Below are 21,091 nucleotides of genomic sequence, written 5' to 3'. Positions count from 1 at the left end.
CCCTTACAGGACAAGCACTTGATCTCTACAGCTAACATCACCATGCAATTCGGCCCCAAACCCTTGTTCGAGAACGTCTCGGTCAAGTTCGGTGCCGGAAACCGTTACGGCCTGATCGGCGCCAACGGCTGCGGCAAGTCGACTTTCATGAAGATCCTGGGCGGCGACCTGGAGCCTTCTGCGGGCCAGGTGATGCTCGAACCCAACGTGCGCCTGGGTAAGCTGCGCCAGGACCAGTTCGCCTACGAGCAGTACAGCGTGATCGACACCGTGATCATGGGCCACGAGGAACTGTGGAAGGTCAAGGCCGAGCGTGATCGCATCTACTCGCTGCCGGAAATGACCGAAGAGGACGGCATGGCGGTCGCCGAGCTGGAAACCGAGTTCGCCGAGATGGACGGCTATACCGCCGAATCCCGCGCCGGTGAGCTGCTGCTGGGCCTGGGGATCGGCATCGAGCTGCACAACGGGCCGATGACCGAAGTGGCGCCCGGCTGGAAGCTGCGCGTGCTGCTGGCCCAGGCGCTGTTTTCCGATCCGGAAGTGCTGCTGCTCGACGAACCGACCAACCACCTGGACATCAACACCATCCGCTGGCTGGAGAACGTGCTGACCCAGCGCAACAGCCTGATGATCATCATTTCCCACGACCGTCACTTCCTCAACAGCGTGTGTACGCACATGGCGGACCTGGACTACGGTGAGCTGCGCCTGTTCCCGGGCAACTACGACGAGTACATGACCGCCGCCACCCAGTCCCGCGAGCAACTGCTGGCCGACAACGCCAAGAAGAAAGCCCAGATCGCCGAACTGCAGACCTTCGTCAGCCGCTTCTCGGCCAACGCTTCCAAGGCCAAGCAGGCCACCTCGCGGGCCAAGCAGATCGACAAGATCCAGCTCGCCGAGGTCAAGCCATCCAGCCGGGTCAGCCCGTTCATCCGCTTCGATCAGAACAAGAAGCTGCACCGTCAGGCGGTCACCGTCGAGCGCATGGCCAAGGGCTTCGATGGCAAGACCCTGTTCAAGGATTTCAGCTTCACCGTCGAAGCCGGCGAGCGCGTGGCGATCATCGGCCCGAACGGCATCGGCAAGACCACCCTGCTGCGCACCCTGGTCAATGAGCTGGAGCCGGATGCAGGCACCGTGAAATGGACCGACTCGGCGGAAATCGGCTACTACGCCCAGGACCACGCCCACGACTTCGAAGACGACGTCACCCTGTTCGACTGGATGGGCCAGTGGACTCAGGGCGGCGAGCAGCTGGTACGCGGCACCCTGGGCCGCATGCTGTTCTCCAACGACGAGATCCAGAAGTCGGTGAAGGTGATCTCCGGTGGTGAACAAGGCCGCATGCTGTTCGGCAAGCTGATCCTGCAGAAGCCCAACGTGCTGGTGATGGACGAACCGACCAACCACCTGGACATGGAATCCATCGAGGCGCTGAACCTGGCCCTGGAGAACTACCCCGGCACGCTGATCTTCGTCAGCCACGACCGCGAGTTCGTCTCCTCGCTGGCCACGCGGATCATCGAGCTGTCGGCCGACGGCGTGATCGACTTCAGCGGCACCTACGACGACTACCTGCGCAGCCAGGGTGTGGTGCTCTGAGGCCGTGAAGGCCCCGCCGCCAGGCGGCGGGGCACGGCTTCAGCCTTGCGGGACCTGGACCATCTCGATCCACAGCGCGCCCTTGCCCGAGGGCGCTTCACTGACCCGGCGCAGGCCGCCGTCCGGTGCGATGGCATAGCTGCCAACGGTGTCGCTCTTCTCTCCAGTCACCAACAGCCACTGCCCGTTCGGTGAAACGGCGATGTTGCGTGGCTGCTTTTCCTGGACCGCGTGGTTGTCGAGGAACGTGAGCCGTCCTGTGCCCGGATCGACCTTGAATACCGAGACGCTGCTGCTGGTGCGCTCGCTGATGAACAGCAGGCGGCCATCTGGCGCCATGCGAATATCTGCCGCCCAGATACGCGGTGTCGGGTCGTCCTTGAGGTCGTTGTTACGCGCATCGCGCACTTCGCCGTGGGCCAGCTTCAGGCGCTCGGGGATGCCCGCCACCTCCTCCATCGGCGTCAGCGCACCGCTGTCCGGGTCAATGGCGAAGACGCTGACCGTTCCGCTCATCTCACCGACCACATACAGGAACCTGCTGTCCGGCGCGAAAGCCAGATGCCGCGGACCGCTGTGCGGCGGTGCTGCTACCTGGCCACTGCCGATCGGTTCAAGACTGCCCTTGGCGGCATCGAAGCGATACTGCAAGACCTGATCGACCCCAAGGTTGCCGGCATAGGCAAAGCGATTGCTCGGGTCGGTGCGCACGGAGTGAGCATGCATGCCGGTCTTGTAGGTCCTGATCTGCGCCGCGTCGCCGGTCTCGACCGGCTGCAGGCTGAGCAGGTCGCCGCCATAGGAAGCGCCCATCAGGTAGCCTGCGCTGCGGTCCAGCGCCAGGTACGCCAGGCTCTCGGCCAGCGGACCTTGAGACAGCGCTTGCAAGTGGCCGCTGCCCGGCTCGATGCGGTAGGCGATTACCGTGAAAGGCTTGGCCCGCAAGGCAGCATAAAGGCGGCTGCCATCGGCTGAGGCGGCCAGCGGGTTGACCTGCTCGCCAGCGCGGGTCTGCTGCACCAGGCTCAGGGCACCGTTGCTCTCGTCGAGGCGGTACTGCGAGATCAGGCCGTCGGCCGGGCTGGAGATATACGCGAAGGTCGTCGCCTGGGCCTGGAGGGTCAGACCAGTGGCGACGGCGAACAGCAGGGGTTTGATCATGGGGACGCCTTTGTTGTTTTGATTGTTATCAGTCATCCTATGACTTGAGGTGAATGACGACAATCCCCACTACCTAAATAGTTAGGCTGCTTTCATTCAGCTCGCTTCACCGCCATGATGAAGCACGTCCACTCCGCCACCGTGACGAGAACCATGCCCGCCCCGAGCCAAGACCCCGCCAGCCAGTTCCCTTCCAGTGCCGATACCTCGCGCACCTCAAGCAACGTCACCCTGCAGATCGTCGGTATCGTGCTGTACACCTTCATTGCCTTCCTGTGCATCGGCCTGCCGTTGGCGATCCTGCCGGGCTACATCCATGACCAGCTGGGTTTCAGTGCGGTGGTGGCGGGCCTGGCGATCGGCGCGCAATACCTGGCGACCCTGCTCAGCCGACCGCTGGCCGGGCGGGTCACCGATACCCTGGGCAGCAAGCGCTCCATCATCTACGGCTTGTGCGGTTTCGTCAGCGGCGGCGCGCTGACCCTGTTCGGCACCCTGCTGGCGCCCTGGCCGCTGCTGAGCCTGATGCTGCTGATCGTGGCGCGGCTGATCATGGGCGTCTCGCAAGGCATGATCGGCGTTGGCACCATCAGTTGGTCGATCGCCAAGGTCGGCGTCGAACACACGGCGCGGTCGATCTCCTGGAATGGCATCGCGTCCTACGGCGCCATCGCCCTCGGCGCGCCACTCGGTGTGCTGATGATCGACTACCTGGGTTTCCACAGCCTGGGCCTGGCGCTGATGCTGCTGGCCGGGGGCGGTCTGCTGCTGGTGCGCCACAAGCCGGCGGCGGCGGTGATCAAGGGCGAGCGCCTGCCGTACTGGTCGGTGTTCGGGCGTGTTTCACCCTATGGTCTGGCGCTGACCCTGGCGTCCATCGGCTACGGCACCCTGACCACCTTCATCACCCTGTTCTATGCCAGCCGCGGCTGGGAAGGCGCGGCCTGGTGCCTGACGCTGTTCGGCCTGTGCTTCATCCTTTCGCGGCTGCTGTTCATCAATGCCATCAAACGCCTGGGCGGCTTCCTGGCGGCGATCAGTTGCATGGCTGTCGAAGTGGTCGGTCTGGCCCTGCTGTGGCTGGCGCCGAACACCGGTTTTGCGCTGGTTGGCGCCGGGCTGACCGGTTTTGGCCTGTCGCTGGTCTACCCCGCGCTGGGCGTCGAGGCAATCAAGCGCGTGCCGGCGGCCAGCCGCTCTGCGGGGCTCGCCGCGTACGCGGTGTTCTTCGACCTGGCGATGGCCTTCGCTGGGCCGGTCATGGGCGCCATCGCCCTGGGCCAGGGCTACGCGATGATCTTCTTCTACTCGGCGCTGCTCGCGGCGCTGGGCTTCGCGCTGACCTTCTGGCTGTCCAGGCGCCCGCAACCTGCCGCTGATCGGTCAACTTCTTGACGCCTTATCCGGATACTTCTTCACTTGATCACGCTAGCCTTTGAACAGGCTGGAAAAACCGGATAAGGCGCTGCCCCGCAGCAGCGCTGTTGCTTGCGTGGCCGTCGGGCAAACATCGGACTCTCCAGCCGCCTCTGACCACGCCTTACGGGAGCGTGGTCATGAGAAGAGTGCTCGCGTCATTCGGCAAACCCTGTTCCATCCCCCTCACCCTGCTGGCCTGCCTGTCACCACCGGCCCCTGCGGCCTGCGACCTGGGCAGCGGCAGCGCCGCGCTGGTCTGCGACAGCGGCAGCAGCGGCCCCTTCAACGGCTCCGACAATGGCCTGCAACTGAACTTCCCGCCCGGCGGTAGCGGCGCGGTCAACGGCAATCTCGACTTCGGCAACGGCAACGACCGGGTCGAGATGCAGTCAGGCACGGTCACCGGCAGCTTCAACCTCGGCGCTGGAGCCGACAGCTTTACGCTGGGGGCCGGCAGTGTCAGCGGCGACATCAACCAAGGCCCTGACCGCGACGAGTTCAACATGAGCGGCGGCAGCCTGCGCAACCTGACCCAGGGCGATGGGCTGGACCGCTTCGTGATGACCGGCGGCACCATCAGCAATGCCTTCGAGGACGGCGACTGGGCGCAGATGAGTGGTGGCAGCATCGGCCGGGTAGACATGAAGCTGGACGACAACTACTTCGAGCTGAGCGGCGGCAGCATTATCGGCAACCTGGTCACTGGCTTCGGCCGCGATACGGTGATCGTCTCGGACGGGCGCATCGGCGGGGTCATCAGTACCAGCGGCGGTGACGACCGCATCAGCCTCAGTGGCGGAGAAATCGGCGGTGTCCGTGCCAGCTTCGGCAATGATCGCTTCGACTGGCAAAACGGCGGCCAGGTGCGTGGCGAGGTGCAGTTGGGCGAAGGCGACGACACGGCGCGCCTGGCCGGTCTCGACGAGCCGGGACTCACCGCCGCCACCGCCCTCGACGGCGGGCCTGGTAACGACAGCCTGACCCTGGACGCGACACGTAGCGCCACGGCCAGCCGTTATCGCAACTGGGAAAGCCTGGCCCTGGTCAACGGCGCGCTGCTGAGCCTCGATCAGCCGCTGGTGCTGGGCGATGCCGTCAGCCAGACCGGCAGCCTGTCCATCGACCCGAGCAGCCGCCTGGCGTCGTCGAGCGGTGTGGTGCGCCCTTTCGTCACCGGTCAGAACACCAGGGTGCAGAACGCCGGGCTCATTGACCTCAGCCAAACCGGCAATCCTGGCAACACCCTGCAGATTCACGGCGACTATCAGGGCCAGGGCGGGCAACTGCGCCTGCGCAGCGTGCTGGGTGACGACAGCGCGATCAGTGACCGGCTGGTGGTAGCGGCCGGCAACCTGAGTGGCGCTACCCGCCTGAATATCATCAATGCCGGCGGCAGCGGTGCGCAGACCCTGGCCAACGGTATCGAAGTGGTCCAGGCCCGCGATGGGGCCGTCAGCGAGCCGGCCGCGTTCAGCCTGCCTCAAGGGCTTTCGGCCGGGCCTTACCAGTACTACCTGTATCGTGGCGGGGTGACTGCGGGTTCGGAAAACAGCTGGTTCCTGCGCTCGTCACTGCCGGCAGCCGTTGCGCTCAGCGCGCCCCCGGCGGCCGAGCCGCCGCCATCGACGCCTGAAACCCCGGCGCCCAACCCGACACCCCCTACACCGGTGCCACCTCCCGTGCCACCTGTTGCTACAACGCTGCTGCCGCTGGCCCCGGCGGGCATGGCGGCGGCCAGTGCCCTGCCCTCACCTGCGCCAGGCACACCGGTCTTGCCAGCCGCGCAGGCGCAGGCCGAACCGGTGCCGCTATACCGCCTGGAAGTCGCCAACTACAGCGCCGCCCTGCCTGCTGCCGCCGCCTTGGGGCTGGGTACGCTGGGCACCTTTCATGAACGCCAAGGTGAACAGAGCCTGCTCGGCGAAACCGGCCGGCTGCCCGCAGCCTGGGCCCGGCTGCTGGGCCAGGACCTGCGCCAGGGCTGGTCCGGCGCGGTCGCACCCCGCTTCGAAGGCAGCCTCAGTGGTTACCAGGTCGGCCAGGACCTGTGGGCCGGACAGACCGCCAGCGGCCGCTATCAGCGCGTCGGGCTGTTCGTCGCGCAAAGCCGCCTGAGCGGCGAGATACAGGGCTTTGCCGAGGGGTTCAATGAGCGCGACACGGGGCGCTTGCGGCTGCGCGGCGACAGCCTGGGCGGCTACTGGACGCTCAGCGAGCCGCAAGGTGGGTACCTCGACCTGGTGGTGATGAGCACCCGCCTGGAAGGCAAGACCCGCTCGCTGCGCGGCCTGGGTGTCGACCTGCATGGCCGCGCGCTGAGCCTGTCTGCCGAAGCCGGTTATCCCTGGCAGGCCAGCCAGCGCTGGCAGGTCGAGCCGCAGCTGCAACTGGTGCACCAGCGCATCGAGCTGGACAGCCGTGATGACGGCGTGGCGCACATCGGTTTCGATGCCGAGCCATGGAGCGCGGCACGCGCCGGCGTCCGGGTGAAAGGTCGATATACGCTGGCCGGGCAGGCTGTCGAGCCTTATGCACGGGTCAACCTGTGGCACACCTTCGCCGGGCAAGACGCCGTGCTGTTCGACCATGCACAGCGCATTCACAGCGAACAGCAGGCCAATCGCCTGGAGCTTGGCGTGGGGGTGGCAGCACGGCTGGCCAGGCAGGTCAGCCTGTACCTGGGCACCGACTACAGCCACAACCTGGATGACAGACAACAGCAAGCGCTGCGAGCCAGCCTGGGGGTACGCGTGAGCTGGTAGGCAGGGCCGGAAAGCGGCCGGTTGCAGGAGCCGCTTGAGCCGCGAAAAGGCGCGCAGATGCGTGCTTCTTCGCTGGATGCAAGACGGCTTCGCGGCTCAAGGTCGCTCCTGTCGGATAGGCAGGAACGACCTTGAGCCGCTAAGGACTCAGCCTTTTGGCTTGAATACCACCACCGCCAGCGGCGGCAGGTTGAGCAGCACCGAGGCCGGCTGGCCATGGCTCAGTTCAGGCTCGGCGCGCACCTCGCCGGCATTGCCCACGTTGGAGCCGGCATAGCGCTCGGAGTCACTGTTGAGCAGCTCGCTCCAGACGCCTTCGAACGGCACGCCCACCCGATAGCCTTCGCGGGGCACCGGGGTCAGGTTGCACACGACCAACAGCGGCTCGCCACTCTTGCTCCAGCGCAACCAGGCATAGACGCTGTTGGCGTTGTCGTCACCGATCAGCCACTGGAAGCCCATCGGTTCGGTGTCACGCTCGTGCAGCGCCTTCTCTTCGCGATACAGGCGGTTGAGGTCGCCGACCAGGGTCTTCACGCCAATGTGCTCGGCATACTGCAGCAGGTACCAGTCCAGCTGTTCGTCGTGGTTCCACTCCCGCCACTGGCCGAACTCGCAGCCCATGAACAGCAGCTTCTTGCCGGGGTGGGTCCACATGAAGGTCAGGTAGGCGCGCAGGTTGGCAAACTTCTGCCAGCGGTCGCCGGGCATCTTGTCGATCAGCGAGCGCTTGCCGTGTACCACTTCATCGTGGGAAATCGGCAGGATGAAGCGCTCGGACCACGCGTACACCAGGCCGAAGCTCAGTTCGTTGTGATGGTGGGCACGGTGCACCGGGTCTTGCTGCATGTAGTGCAGCGAATCGTGCATCCAGCCCATGTTCCATTTGTAGGAAAAGCCCAGGCCACCCTGCTGGGTGTTCTGGGTCACGCCGGGCCAGGCGGTGGACTCTTCGGCGATGACCATGGCCCCGGGCGCCTCCACCGCCACCACGTCATTGAGGTGGCGCAGGAAGTCGATGGCCTCCAGGTTCTCGCGGCCGCCATAGCGGTTGGGCACCCACTCTCCGGCCTTGCGCGAATAGTCGCGGTACAGCATCGAAGCCACGGCGTCGACCCGCAGGCCGTCGATGTGGAACTGCTTGAGCCAGTGCAGCGCCGACGCCAGCATGAAACCGTGGACCTCGGTGCGGCCGAGGTTGTAGATCAGCGTATCCCAGTCCTGGTGAAAGCCTTCCTGGGGGTTGCCGTACTCGTACAGCGCGGTGCCGTCGAATTGCGCCAGGCCGTGTTCATCGGTCGGAAAATGCGCCGGCACCCAGTCGAGGATCACGCCGATGCCAGCCTGGTGGCAGGCGTTGACGAAGGCGGCGAAATCCTCAGGCGAGCCGTAGCGCGCGGTGGGCGCGAATTGCGCCAGCAGTTGGTAGCCCCAGGAACCGCCGAACGGGTGTTCCATGATCGGCATCAGCTCGATGTGGCTGAAGCCCAGCTCCTTGACGTAGGGAATCAACCGGTCAGCCAGCTCACGCCAGTCGTACTGCCGCCAGGCGCTGCCGTCTTCGTTCTGCTCCTTCTGCCAGGAGCCGGCGTGCAGCTCATAGATCGACAACGGCGCCGCGGTGGACTGGAATTCGGCGCGGCCGGCCATCCAGTCCTGATCCTGCCAGTCGAAGTGCAAGGGCGCGGCGACCTTGGACGCGGTATCGGGCGGCAAGGTGGTGGCCCGTGCCACCGGATCGCACTTGAGCGGCAGGATGCCATGGGGGCCGAGGATTTCGTACTTGTAGACATCGCCGGGCTGCAGGCGGGGAATGAAGATTTCCCAGATGCCGGAAGGATGCCGCGCACGCATCGGGTGGCGACGGCCATCCCAGTTGTTGAAGCTGCCCACCACCGACACGCGTCGGGCGTTGGGCGCCCAGACGGCAAACCGCACGCCCTGGACACCGTCGACCGTCATGACCTGCGCGCCCAGGCAGTTGCCCAGGTCGCGGTGGTTGCCTTCGGAGAACAGGTAGATGTCCATCTCGCCCAGCTGCGGGCCATAGCTGTAGGGGTCTTCGGTGACCTGCTCGCCACCGGCCCACTGGATGCGCAGCAGGTAGGGCTGCTTCTCGTCAAAGCGGCCCACGAACAGGCCAGGCACGTCGCCCTGCGGCAGCTCGCCGAGGTCTTCGCCAGAATGGCGCGCCAGCACCCGCACGCTCAAGGCACCGGGCAAGTAGGCACGAATGATCTGGCCTCCTTGGCCATCGTCGTGGGGGCCGAGAATGGCAAACGGATCATGATGCTCGGCACGGATCAAGGCATCCGTGTCCACCGCGGCGGGCATTGGTTGGCGGCCCGGACCGCGTTTGTCAGGCACATTCATTTCGACTCTCCATCGTTCAAATGCAGCAATCCACGCAGTCCTTGCAAAGGCACGGCCAACCAATCCGGGCGATTCTCGGCTTCATAGATCACTTCGTAAGCGGTTTTTTCCAAAGTAAAGAGTTCCAACGCTGCCGCCTCGCCCTGGCCATGCTCCCAGGCATGGGCCAGGCTGCCGGTGGCCTGCCGATAAGCGTCGAGAAACGCCTGCCGCGAACGCTGCAGATAGGCCGTGGCCACCTGTTCGCGAGCGGCGCTGGCCTCAGCCGACGTATCGACGCTCTGCGCGCTGCGCATGGCCATGGCCGCAGCGTAGTCGAACGAGCGCAGAACGCCGCTGACATCCTTGAAGGGGCTGTATTTACCGCGGCGCTCCTGCAGCGAACGCACCGGTTCGCCCTCGAAGTCGATCAGATAGGCATCGCCCTGCACCACCAGCACCTGCCCAAGGTGCAGATCGCCATGTACGCGCATGCGCAGGCCACCTGCGGAGCGCGTCGCCAGCGCGGCGACGTGGTCCAGAATAGCCTGGCGACGTGGCAGCAGCTGCTCGACCAGCTCGCGGTCGGCACCTTGCAGGCCAGCGGCGCGCTGTTCCAGCAACTGCAGGGCGCGTTCGATCTGCGCCTGTACCCGCACGCCACTGCTGCGTGTCTGCTCGGCGTCGGTGGGTTCCACGGCGAAGTCCGGGTTGTCGGTGGGCGTGGCCAGGGCCTGGTGCATTTCGCCCAGGCGCTGGCCAAGGTTGCCAGCGAATTGCGCCAGCTCGTCCAGGGCGCTGTAGCTCTGCTCCTGCCCCGGCGCCCGGTGCGAGAGTTCGTCGCGCACGGCGCGCTCCAGGTTGTTCTGCGTCCACTCCCAGGCATCGCCCTGATTGTTCAGGTAACCCTGGGCAATCATCAGCAGGTGCGGCTGCCCCTGGGGGTCGACGCGCACCAGCGAACCGAGCAGCGGCGAGATGTTGCGGTAGCCGGCGGCGGTCAGGTACGCGCCCATTTCCAGCTCTGGATGGATACCGGCGCTGACCTTGCGGATCATCTTCAGCACCAGGCTGCCGCCGACCACCACCGAGCTGTTGGATTGCTCGGCCGACAGGTAGCGCACCGCTGACTCCTGTCCCAGGCTCAACGGCGCCAGCTCGGCGGTACCGGCGAACAGCAGGCGACCGTCGGCGCAGTCCAGTTCGGTACCGGCCTGCATGGCCTGCACCACATCGCGAACGAAGGCTTCCAGGGTGAAGGCGTCGGTAATCAGGCCCACCTGCGCACCGCGCCGCACTCTGGCCAGGGCCAGTTGCTGAGGCAAGGCGCTGGCCGACTCGTCTTCGCCAAGCAGGCCGAACGGCAGCTGATAACGCTCGCACTGGCCGCCCGCGGTGACTTCGATCTCGCTGAGCAGCACCGGTCGCGGCGCTTCGCCAAAGCGTACGGCATAGGCGATGTGGACCTTCTCGATAGTCTTGTCCTTGCTGCCGAACCAGCGGCGCTTGGGCAGGTAGCCGGTCAGCGAGGTGTTCTCGATGGTGTCGCGCAACGGCTGGTCGAGCAGCTCTTCCAGGCGCTTCTTGAGCACCAGGGTAGGAAAGTCCGGCAGGCTCTGGGCCGGTTCAACGTGCCAGCTGGGCATCTGATTCTCCGCGGCGAGTAGAAACCAATGGAAGCCGTAGGGCGGGAAGGTCAGCAGGTAGGTCAGCTGCCCGATGGGCGGAAAGGCGCTGCCACCGAGCATCTCCACCGGCACCCTGCCGGCATGCGCCGACAGATCCAGTTCCACGGCCTGAGCGGCGCTGGACATGTTGGCCACACAGAGAATGATCTCGGTATGGCCGTCCGCGTCGGTGTATTCACGGGTGTAGGCGAGAATGCGCCGGTTGCTCGGCGACAGCATGCGCAATGCACCACGACCGAACGCCTTCTGCTGCTTGCGCACCGCGAGCATGCGCCGGGTCCAGTTGAGCAGCGAATGCGGGTCACGGTCCTGACTTTCGACGTTGATCGACGGGTAACCGTAGAGCGGGTCCATGATCGGCGGCAGCACCAGGCTGGCCGGGTCGGCGCGGGAAAAGCCGCCGTTACGGTCGATGGACCATTGCATGGGCGTGCGCACGCCATCGCGATCGCCCAGGTAGATGTTGTCGCCCATGCCCAACTCGTCACCGTAGTACAGGGTCGGAGTGCCGGGCATCGACAGCAACATGCTGTTGAGCAGTTCGATACGCCGCCGGTCACGCTCCACCAGCGGCGCCAAGCGCCGCCGGATGCCCAGGTTGATGCGCGCCCGGCGATCGGCGGCATAGTGGTTCCACAGGTAGTCGCGCTCACGATCGGTGACCATTTCAAGGGTCAATTCATCGTGGTTACGCAGGAAGATCGCCCACTGGCAATTGGCGGGAATCTCCGGAGTCTGGCGCAGGATATCGGTGATCGGGAAACGGTCTTCCTGCGCCAGCGCCATGTACATGCGCGGCATCAGCGGAAAGTGGAACGCCATGTGGCATTCGTCGCCGTCATCGCCATGGCGGTCGCCGAAGTACAGCTGGGTGTCTTCCGGCCACTGGTTGGCTTCGGCCAGCAGCATGCGGTCCGGGTAGTTGGCGTCGATCTCGGCGCGGATGCGCTTGAGCACCTGATGGGTCTCCGGCAGGTTCTCGTTGTTGGTGCCATCGCGCTCCACCAGGTAAGGGATGGCATCCAGGCGCAGACCATCGACGCCCAGGTCGAGCCAGAAGCGCATGACGCCGAGCACCGCCTCCATCACCTGGGGGTTATCGAAGTTGAGGTCCGGCTGGTGGGAATAGAAACGGTGCCAGAAGTACTGCCCCGCCACGGGGTCCCAGGTCCAGTTGGATTTCTCGGTGTCGAGGAAGATGATCCGCGTGCCCTGGTACTTCTGGTCGGTGTCGGACCACACGTAGAAGTCACGCGCCCTGGAGCCGCGCCTGGCGTGCCGGGCGCGCTGAAACCAGGGGTGCTGGTCGGAGGTGTGGTTGATCACCAGTTCGGTGATGACCCGCAGGCCACGCCGGTGCGCCTCGCGGATGAAGCGCCGGGCGTCGGCCATGCTGCCGTAGTCGGGGTGTACGTCGCGGTACTCGGCAATGTCATAACCATCGTCGCGACGCGGCGACGGGTAGAACGGCAGCAGCCAGATGGTGTTCACGCCCAGCCCGGCGATGTAGTCGAGCTTGGCGATCAGCCCCGGAAAGTCACCGATGCCGTCGTCATTGGAGTCGAAGAACGACTTCACGTGCACCTGGTAGATCACCGCGTCCTTGTACCACAGCGGGTCGTTGATGAAGCTCGCAGCTTTCGATGCCTTGTCTCCCATGACGCACGCCCTCCCCGGCTACTTCGCGCTGATCCGCCAGATACCGAACGGCTGGTAGGCCGGGTCGATGCGCATCCATTGCACCTTGCCGTACCAGGTCCAGCGATGGCCGTTCATCAGGTCTTCGCCCTGGGTCTCGGCGTGGTCCGGAAGGCCCATTTCCCAGAGCGGCAGCTCGAAATGCGCTTCCTGAGGGTGATGCGGGTCGAGACTGACCGCTACCAGCACGAAGTTGCTGCCATCGGCGGTGCGCTTGCCGAAGTACAGAATGTTGTCGTTCCAGGCGGTATACAGCTTCAGCCCCAGATGGGTCTGCAGGGCCGGGTTCTGCCGGCGGATGCGGTTGAGCTGGGCGATCTCGGCAATGATGTTGCCCGGCGCGTTGAAGTCGCGTACGCGAATCTCGTACTTCTCCGAATCCAGGTACTCCTCCTTGCCGGGCAAGGCGGCCGATTCGCACAGTTCGAACCCGGAGTACATCCCCCACAGCCCCGAGCCCATGGTCGCCAGCGCGGCGCGGATCAGGAACCCGGCGCGGCCGGACTGCTGCAGGAAGTAGGGGTTGATGTCCGGGGTATTGACGAAGAAGTTGGGCCGGTAGCAATCGCGCAGCGGCGGCTGGTTGAGCTGGGTGAAGTATTCGGCCAGCTCGGCCTTGGTGTTGCGCCAGGTGAAGTAGGTGTAGCTCTGCGAATAACCCACCTTGCCCAGACGCGCCATCATTGCCGGCTTGGTGAAGGCTTCGGCGAGGAACATCACCTCGGGGTGCTGGCGCCGTACGTCTTCGATCAGCCACTGCCAGAACGGCAGCGGTTTGGTATGGGGGTTGTCGACGCGGTAGATCTTCACCCCCTCGGCCACCCAGCCCAGCACGATGTCACGCAGCTCCAGCCATAGCGCGGGAATCGCGTCGGGGGCGTAGAAATCCACGTTGACGATGTCCTGGTACTTTTTCGGCGGGTTCTCGGCATAGCGGATGGTGCCGTCCGGGCGCCAGGTGAACCAGCCGGGGTGCTGCTGCAGCCAGGGGTGGTCCTGGGAGCACTGAATGGCGAAGTCCAGGGCGATTTCCAGGCCGTGCTCGGCGGCAGCGGCCACCAGGGCACGAAAATCCTCGCGGCTGCCCAGCTGCGGGTGAATCGCCTCGTGACCCCCGTCGGGGCTGCCGATGGCATACGGGCTGCCCGGATCGTCGGGGCCGGCGGTCAGGGAATTGTTGGGTCCCTTGCGGTGCGCGCGGCCAATGGGATGGATGGGCGGGAAATACAGCACATCGAAGCCCATGTCGCGAATCATCGGCAAGCGCGCATGCACATCGTTGAAGGTGCCGTGGCGGCTCTGGTCGTCGGTGATCGACCTGGGGAACAGCTCGTACCAGCTGGCGAACTGCGCGCGTTCGCGCTCGACATCCAGCGGGTATTCGCGGCTGATGCTCAGGAAACCGCGGTTATCGGCCTGGCTCATCAGGCCCTGGGTCTCGCTGTTGAGCAGCACTACCACACGACTCTGGTTGTCGCCCTCGGCCAGTTGTCGCAGCACAACCTCGATCTGCTCGCGCAGCTCGCCATGGCTGCGCTCGGCCGCATGCTGCAGATGGATGCGCCCCTCTTCGAGTTCCAGCTCGATGGGCACCCCGGCGCCATGCTTCTTGTCCAGTTCGTAGCAGTAGCTGGCGTACTGGTCGATCCACGCCTCCAGGCGGAACAGATAGCGGTCCACCGCAGGCGGGGTGAATTCACCCGCCCAGCTGTCATTGCCCAGCTCTTGCAGGCGCACCTGCTGCCACTGCTCCTGGTGTTCGGCGCGCCAGCACAGCTGCACCGCCAGTTTGTCGTGGCCGTCGGCGTAGACCTTGCTGGTCACCGTGACCGGCTGGCCCACGATGGCCTTGGCGGCGAACAGACCGCCTTCGAGCACCGGCGAAGTGTCTTCGATCACTACCCTGGGCAATTGCAGGGCCTGGGTCAGCGTCAATGGCCGATGGCTGCGTGAGCCCTCGAATGCCTGTGAATCGACAACCTGTGACTGTTCATTCATCGAGCATCTCTCCTTACGCCCCTGGAACGCTCCGCTGCGCCAGACCGCAAATGAATGCATGGAACGGGCCTCCCGGAACGCTCTGGCACGGGATCCCGGCTGCAAGGATTCCGAACGGTGGCCTGTTGGAAAGTTCAAAGCTTTTCCGGCATGCCGCCGGTCGGATGGTCGCCTGCCAAGCATAGGCGGCCTCGGCGGCTTTGCCCGGCGGCAACCTGCAGGCCTGCATGCTGCGGCGGCGCGGTTCTGCCGCTCGAAGGCTAAGACATTCAAATGGATAGATGTCAAAATGCCGCCTTTGATGAATAGCACGAGCACGGCGCGTGGCCGTGACTGTATGCTTGGCGCCACAAACGAGAACGAACGCACCATGCAGGGAAGCCCACAACCACAGGAACGCGTCGCGGTCAGCCAGGAACGCGCCAGGCGCCTGTTGCGCCTGACGATCAGCTTCATCGTGCTGGTGATCGTCACCTTTGCCGCCGTCGAGGGCTGGCGGGTCTGGCGCGACTACCGCAACGCCCTTTCGGCCGCCGAAGACGCGGTGACCAACCTCGCCCGGGCCACCGCCCAGCATGCCGAAGACGCAATCCGCCAGGTCGACATCCTGACCTCGGTGCTGGCCGGGCGCATCGAAGAAAACGGCATGGCCGGTCTGGACGTGGGGCGCATGCACGACCTGATGGTCGAGCAGACCCGCATCATGCCGCAGCTGCACGGCCTGTTCGTCTATGGGGCAGACGGCCAGTGGATCGTCACCGACAAGACCGTACTGCCCGACTCGCCGAACAATGCCGACCGCGACTACTTCATCTATCACCGTGACCACCCCGGTCGGGATGTGCTGATCAGCCGGGTGGTGACCAGCCGTTCCACCCAGGAGTTGGTGATTCCGGTGTCACGACGCTTGAACAACCCGGACGGTTCGTTCGCCGGAGTGATACTCGGCACCGTGCGGGTCGCGTACTTCGTCGATTACTACGGCGACTTCAAGATCGATGACAAAGGCGCCCTGGTGCTGGCCTTGCGTGACGGCAGCATTCTGGTGCGTCGCCCGTTCATGGCGCAGGTGATCGGCAAGAGCCTGGCGCAAAGCGAGATCTTCAAGCGTTTCCTGCCGCAATCGAGCATCGGCGTGGCCGATGTGCATGCCGTGGTCGACGGCACCCGACGGCTGTACGGCTATCGCGCCCTGAGCCGCTATCCGCTGGTGGTCGAAACCGGGCTGTCGCGGCAGTCGATCCTCGCCCCCTGGATCCAGGACGTGGTCAAGACCGGCCTCATTCTCCTGCTGCTGATCGGCGGCCTGAGCGGTTTCGGCCTGATCGTGGTGCGCCAGTTGCGCGAACGGGCCACCATGGAACAGGAACTGCTGCTGGCTCACCTGCAGGTCCAGGACATGGCGCTGACCGACAGCCTGACCGGGCTGGGCAACCGCCGTCGCCTGGACCTGGCCCTGCCCGAGGCCATCGCCCGCGCGCATCGCCAGCATCAGTCGGTGGCCCTGATCATGCTGGATGTCGATTACTTCAAAGCCTTCAACGACCATTACGGGCATTCGCTCGGCGACGAGTGCCTGCGCAGCATCGGCCAGGCTATCCAGCAAACCCTGCAACGCTCCACCGACCTGGCGGTGCGCTACGGCGGTGAGGAATTCACCCTGCTACTGCCGGACACCGACGCCGCCGGTGCCAACTGGGTGGCTGAACGACTGTTGCAGAGCATTCGCGACCTCGACATCGAGCACTCGGGACACCCCGCCGGGCGGGTCACCGCCAGTGCCGGCATTACCGTCCATCAGCCACGCCGGGAAAAGGTCAGCGCCCAAGCCATGATCGAAAAAGCCGACGGTTTCCTTTACGAGGCCAAACGCCAGGGCCGCGACCGCTGGTGCGCAGCCGTGCGCGACACCCGCGAGCGCCTGCCCGGCACGGTTTGAGCGCGCCGAGCCCGCTGGATACGAAACAAGGAATTTTTCCGCGGTGGCCATGATCGAAACCAGGACGGACCCACCTGGAGATCAGCCCGATGAATATCCCGATTCCGCCTGAAGCACCGGATCCGAATATCGATGACCCAGTGATTCCCCCTTCCAAGGACGAACCACTGAGCCCGCCCGATAACCCGCCCCCGGCTCCGGTAGGCGACCCGCCCAACGAAGAGCCACCGGCAAAGCTGTGACGCGGCAGTCGGTCAAGCCTCACTGGCCGTGAACAGCCGGTGTTGCAGGGCGTACTGGTAAAGGCGCTCGGCGAGGTGCTCGTCGTCGGCATAGAAACGCCGGTCCAGAGCGTCCAGTGCGGCTTCGCAGGCACTGTCCGGCGTATCGCGGTAAGTCGGCATCTGCAATTGTCGCTCGCCCTGGTCCGTAGGCACCGGGGCGTCGCCGAACAGCTGCCGCCTGGCCTCTTGCAGCAGCGCCAGCGTACGGGTGGCGCCCAGTTCGGCCAGGCCCTCGCAGGTCTGCTGGTAATGATCCCCCGAGGAGTTGCCGAAATACTGGTCGAAACCGCCGTTGTAGACCTCGCCCACCAGTACGCTGACCACGTAATAGAGCTGCTCGGGAGGTTTCAGGCCGGCAAAGCCCTGTGCACCGTCGTAGACCCTGGCGACCAGCGCGCTCCAGTACCGGGCTTGAGGGCTGGCCAGGTAATGCTTGCGCTCTTCGGCGAAACGTTTGCCGTTCTCGATGTTCTCCCGATAGCCCCCCTTGCACGGCATGCACAGGCCTTGGGTGCGCTCGGCGGTGCTGGGCAGGATCAGGTTGCCGCATGCGCGGCAGGGGATTTTTTCGCTCATCGCTCGCCTGCTGGTCAGTTTTGCTCAGGAAACGTCTTGGCTGTCCAAGGGTTGGCTATCTGACTGCGCGGACGGGCGGTGGTTCTTGTGCTTGCGTTCGTGACGGTCCACGACATGCGGCACCATGCCCAGGATGCCGAGAGCCAGCAGGGTGCTGAGAATGGCGACCACCTCACGCCCGGTGCCAGCCGCCACGCCGATGGCGGCGGTCATCCACAGGCCGGCGGCGGTGGTCAGGCCTTTGACCTGCGAAACGTTATGCGCACGTTCCTTGAGGATGGTGCCGGCACCGAGGAAACCGATACCGGCGACGATGCCCTGGATCACCCGGCTCAGCGAAGTGTCATCGGTGCCGGCCATCTCCGGCGCCAGCACGAACAGCGCCGCCCCCATGCACACCAACATGTGGGTGCGCACGCCGGCGGCCTTGCCGCGATGCTCGCGCTCGAAGCCGAGGATGCCGCCCAGTACGGCGGCGGTGGCCAGGCGCAGCGCCACGCGGGTCAGCTCCGCCACGTTGGTCAGGCCCGCGAATTCGGCCTGCGCGGTCGTCAGTACTTCCTGCCACCAGCTCATGCGTACTCCCCTTACCCCACTGAAATCCCCGGCCTGCGGCGGGCCGGGGTGAATGCCTCACTCAACGCCCACCACCCAGATCGATGAAGGTGCCGGTGGCATACGAAGCCTGGTCGGACAGCAGCCAGACAATCGCCTGGGCGACCTCGTCGGCGGTACCGCCACGGCCCATCGGCAGGCCGCCTTCGAGCTTGCTGACGCGGAACGGGTCACCGGACAACGCGTGAAAGTCGGTGTGGATGTAACCCGGCCGCACCGCGTTGACCCTTACGCCCTCGGCGGCGACCTCCTTGGCCAGGCCAATGGTGAAGGTGTCCAGTGCGCCCTTGGAGGCGGCGTAATCGACGTACTCGTTCGGCGAGCCCAGGCGTGCAGCGATGGAGCTGACGTTGACGATGCTGCCGCCCTGCCCGCCATGGCGCTTCGACATGCGCAGCAACGCGTGCTTGGTGCACAGCATGGGGCCGACCACATTGCTCATCATGATCTTCAGCAGGCGAAACTCGGACATGTCGTCGACCCGGCAACTCTGGGAGATGCTCGCGGCATTGTTGACCAGATGGGTGACCGGACCGAACTCGGCGTCGATACGGGCGAACAGGCGCATGATCTCGTCTTCGTTGCTGACATCGGCCTGCACCGCCATGGCCGTTGCGCCCAGGGCGCGGATCTGCTGGCAGACGCCTTCGGCAGCGGTGTGGTCGGACAGGTAATTGATGCAGATGCGATAGCCTTGGCTGGCCGCCAGAAGCGCTGTGGCAGCGCCGATTCCCCGAGAACTGCCCGTAACGAGAAGGACTTTATCCATTGTATTTCTTATGACCCGATTGGAAGACCTGGTAAGCGTAATGCCTACAAGGCCATCACGCACTGAAGCTCACGGGCTCCTTTTCCCCGAGACGCGCTTCAGCCCCGCGAATATCGTCCATGAAGCGCTGTGCTGGCAATGGGTGACCCAGCAGATAACCCTGTAAGGCATTACAGCCCAGGCGAGTCAGGAAGCTCTGCTGCATGTCGGTCTCTACGCCTTCGGCCACGATGCGCAGGCCCAGCGCCTGCCCCAGGGCGACGATGGCGGTAATGATCGCCGCATCGTCGCTGTCGTGCTCCAGGTCACGCACGAAGCCCCGGTCGATCTTGATTTCGTTGGCCGGCAGACGCTTGAGGTACATCAGGCTGGAATAGCCAGTGCCGAAATCGTCGATCGACAGGTCAACGCCCATGTCCGAAAGACGGTTGAGCACCGTGGTGCTGACTTCGGCATCGCTCATGGCGGTGGTTTCGGTGATTTCCAGAGTCAGCCTGTTGGCCGGCAGGCGGTGCCTGGCCAGCGTCTGCGCCACGTAGTCCACCAGCCCGGCATGGCAGAACTGTTGCGCCGAAAGATTCACCGCGATGCGCCAGTGACCGTAGCCCTGCTCTGCCCACAGGCTCATCTGACGGCAGGCTTCATCGAGCACCCATTCGCCGATGGCGATGATCAGTCCGCTCTTTTCCGCCAGATCGATGAAACGATCCGGCATCAACAGGCCGCGCTGGGGGTGCATCCAGCGCAGCAGTGCCTCGGCGCCCACGGGGGCACCGCTGCTGGCGTCGAACTTGGGCTGGTAATGCAGGCAGAACTGCTTCTCTCTGATCGCGCACCGCAGTTCCTGCAGCAGTTGCAGCTTGTCGCGCGCGTCGGTGTTCATCGAGCTTTTGAAGAAACTGTAGCCATTCTTGCCGCTGGCCTTGGCGTGATACATCGCCGCATCAGCGTGCATCAACAGTTCGTGCTGATCACGGCCATCGCCCGGGTACAGGCAGATACCGATGCTGGCAGAAACCTGCAGGGCGTGGCCGCCCACCTCCAGTGGCTGGGCAATCACCTGCACCAGCCGGGCAGCGACCGCGGCGGCGTCGGCGGTTTCGCGCAGTTCCATCAACAGAACGAACTCGTCGCCACCGATCCGCGCCAGCGTGTCATGGTGGTGCAGGTTGCGACGCAAGCGCTGCGCCACCTCGCGCAGCAGCTGATCACCGATATGGTGGCCGTAGGCATCGTTGACCGGCTTGAAGCCGTCCAGGTCCATGAACATCAGCGCGAACGCGCTGTGGTTCTGCTGGGCATTGCTGATTGCCTGGTCAACGCGCTCCGAAAGCAGGATCCGGTTGGGCAAACTGGTCAGGTTGTCATGCAGGGCCTGGTGGGTCAGGTCGCGGTTGGCCCTGGACAGCGAACTGGCCAGCAGCGCCGTACGCGCTTCGAGGCGGGCGTCGAGCACCGAGGTCAGCAGCGCGATGGTCAGTACCGCCAGGCTGGTGACCAGGACCAGTTGGTCCAGGCCGTCGGTCACCAGACCCGCGCTCAGCGCACCACAAACGCTGCCCGGCGCGAAACGAGCCGCCGCCATACCGGTGTAATGCATGCCGACCACCGCCAGCCCCATGACCACGGCAGCCCCGCAGCGCGCCAGGAATACGTTCGGCACGTTGTGACGCAGACGAAAGGCGATCCATAACGCCGCAGCCGAGGCCGCCACGGCGATCAGCAGCGACAGGACAAACAGTGAAGGGTCGTAATCGATGCCTGGCTGCATGCGCAGCGCGGCCATGCCCAGGTAATGCATGGCGCTGATCCCCGAGCCCATCAACAGCGCGCCCAGGCCGAGGCTGGGCAGGGTCAACTGCGGCTGGCTGACCAGCCACAAGGCGAAGCCTGAAGAACAGACCGCGATCAGCAGCGAAAGAGCTGTCAGGGGGATGTCGTAGCCCAGCTCGACCGGCAGCACGAAGGCCAGCATGCCAATGAAATGCATCGACCAGATGCCGACCCCCATCGCGATGGCGCCGCCAGTCATCCAGGCCCAGGCGTTGTGACCGCGCGCACTGGCCACCCGGCCAGCCAGGTTCAACGCCGTGTAAGAGGCGAGAATGGCAACCAGCAGGGAAATGAAGACGAGCGAAGGTGTATAGCTGCCAATCACGGGGGGCGCCTCTTGACCTGGACCGATGAACGCATCCCTGCCAATCGCGATGGGCGCCAGTTTA

General features: G+C 64.9%; 13 protein-coding genes. 5 read left to right on the top strand and 8 right to left on the bottom strand.

The features are described from left to right. Positions 1–18 precede the first annotated feature (18 nt). On the top strand, positions 19–1,608 hold the full coding sequence (locus RRX38_RS02475; protein ID WP_315961366.1) for an ABC-F family ATPase: 1,590 nt from the start codon (positions 19–21) through the stop codon (positions 1,606–1,608). 39 nt (positions 1,609–1,647) lie between these two features. On the opposite strand, the gene RRX38_RS02470 is transcribed toward RRX38_RS02475, so the two are convergent. Then, positions 1,648–2,769, bottom strand: a complete 1,122-nt coding sequence (locus tag RRX38_RS02470; RefSeq protein WP_315961365.1) for a lactonase family protein — start codon at positions 2,767–2,769, stop codon at positions 1,648–1,650. Between the two features lie 153 nt (positions 2,770–2,922). Between RRX38_RS02470 and RRX38_RS02465 the strand changes: the two genes are divergently transcribed. Next, positions 2,923–4,164 (top strand): MFS transporter, encoded by a 1,242-nt coding sequence (locus tag RRX38_RS02465; protein WP_315961364.1) that lies wholly within the window; start codon positions 2,923–2,925, stop codon positions 4,162–4,164. A gap of 161 nt (positions 4,165–4,325) precedes the next feature. Further along, on the top strand, positions 4,326–6,950 hold the full coding sequence (locus RRX38_RS02460) for an autotransporter outer membrane beta-barrel domain-containing protein (RefSeq protein ID WP_315961363.1): 2,625 nt from the start codon (positions 4,326–4,328) through the stop codon (positions 6,948–6,950). Between the two features lie 147 nt (positions 6,951–7,097). Here RRX38_RS02460 and glgB read toward each other — a convergent pair whose 3' ends face one another. The 3 genes from glgB to RRX38_RS02445 are packed head-to-tail and all read right to left on the bottom strand — an operon-like array spanning position 7,098 to position 14,686. Then, positions 7,098–9,323 carry a 1,4-alpha-glucan branching protein GlgB gene (gene glgB / locus RRX38_RS02455; RefSeq protein ID WP_315961362.1) on the bottom strand — a complete coding sequence of 742 codons (2,226 nt, stop codon included), beginning with the start codon at positions 9,321–9,323 and terminating at the stop codon, positions 7,098–7,100. Beyond that, complete coding sequence (gene treS, locus RRX38_RS02450) at positions 9,320–12,649, bottom strand: maltose alpha-D-glucosyltransferase (protein WP_315961361.1); 3,330 nt, start codon at positions 12,647–12,649, stop codon at positions 9,320–9,322. Before treS ends, glgB begins: the two co-directional genes overlap by 4 nt. 18 nt (positions 12,650–12,667) lie before the next feature. Next, a complete protein-coding gene (locus tag RRX38_RS02445; RefSeq protein WP_315961360.1) occupies positions 12,668–14,686 on the bottom strand; it encodes an alpha-1,4-glucan--maltose-1-phosphate maltosyltransferase in 2,019 nt (672 codons plus the stop codon). Between the two features lie 370 nt (positions 14,687–15,056). Here RRX38_RS02445 and RRX38_RS02440 point away from each other — a divergent pair, with 370 nt between their 5' ends. Both RRX38_RS02440 and RRX38_RS02435 read left to right on the top strand, forming a co-directional pair. After that, a complete protein-coding gene (locus tag RRX38_RS02440) occupies positions 15,057–16,625 on the top strand; it encodes a sensor domain-containing diguanylate cyclase (protein ID WP_315961359.1) in 1,569 nt (522 codons plus the stop codon). Positions 16,626–16,714: 89 nt separating this feature from the next. Then, on the top strand, positions 16,715–16,867 hold the full coding sequence (locus RRX38_RS02435; protein WP_315961358.1) for a hypothetical protein: 153 nt from the start codon (positions 16,715–16,717) through the stop codon (positions 16,865–16,867). Positions 16,868–16,879: 12 nt separating this feature from the next. Here the strand turns inward: RRX38_RS02435 and RRX38_RS02430 are convergent, their stop codons facing one another. From RRX38_RS02430 to RRX38_RS02415, 4 genes are all read right to left on the bottom strand, one after another. Then, entirely contained in the window at positions 16,880–17,485 is a 606-nt protein-coding gene (locus RRX38_RS02430) for a DMP19 family protein (RefSeq protein ID WP_315961357.1), read from the bottom strand. A gap of 24 nt (positions 17,486–17,509) precedes the next feature. Beyond that, positions 17,510–18,061, bottom strand: a complete 552-nt coding sequence (locus RRX38_RS02425) for an MgtC/SapB family protein (RefSeq protein ID WP_315961356.1) — start codon at positions 18,059–18,061, stop codon at positions 17,510–17,512. 61 nt (positions 18,062–18,122) lie between these two features. Further along, positions 18,123–18,869 carry an SDR family oxidoreductase gene (locus tag RRX38_RS02420; RefSeq protein WP_315961355.1) on the bottom strand — a complete coding sequence of 249 codons (747 nt, stop codon included), beginning with the start codon at positions 18,867–18,869 and terminating at the stop codon, positions 18,123–18,125. A gap of 55 nt (positions 18,870–18,924) precedes the next feature. Next, positions 18,925–21,027, bottom strand: coding sequence for a putative bifunctional diguanylate cyclase/phosphodiesterase (locus tag RRX38_RS02415; RefSeq protein WP_315961354.1), 2,103 nt, complete (start codon positions 21,025–21,027; stop codon positions 18,925–18,927). Between the last annotated feature and the right edge of the window lie 64 nt (positions 21,028–21,091).

Source organism: Pseudomonas sp. DTU_2021_1001937_2_SI_NGA_ILE_001 (genome assembly GCF_032463525.1).
GTDB lineage: Bacteria > Pseudomonadota > Gammaproteobacteria > Pseudomonadales > Pseudomonadaceae > Aquipseudomonas.
Note: the sequence above shows the minus strand (reverse complement) of the source record. Positions and strands in the feature narration are given on the sequence as shown.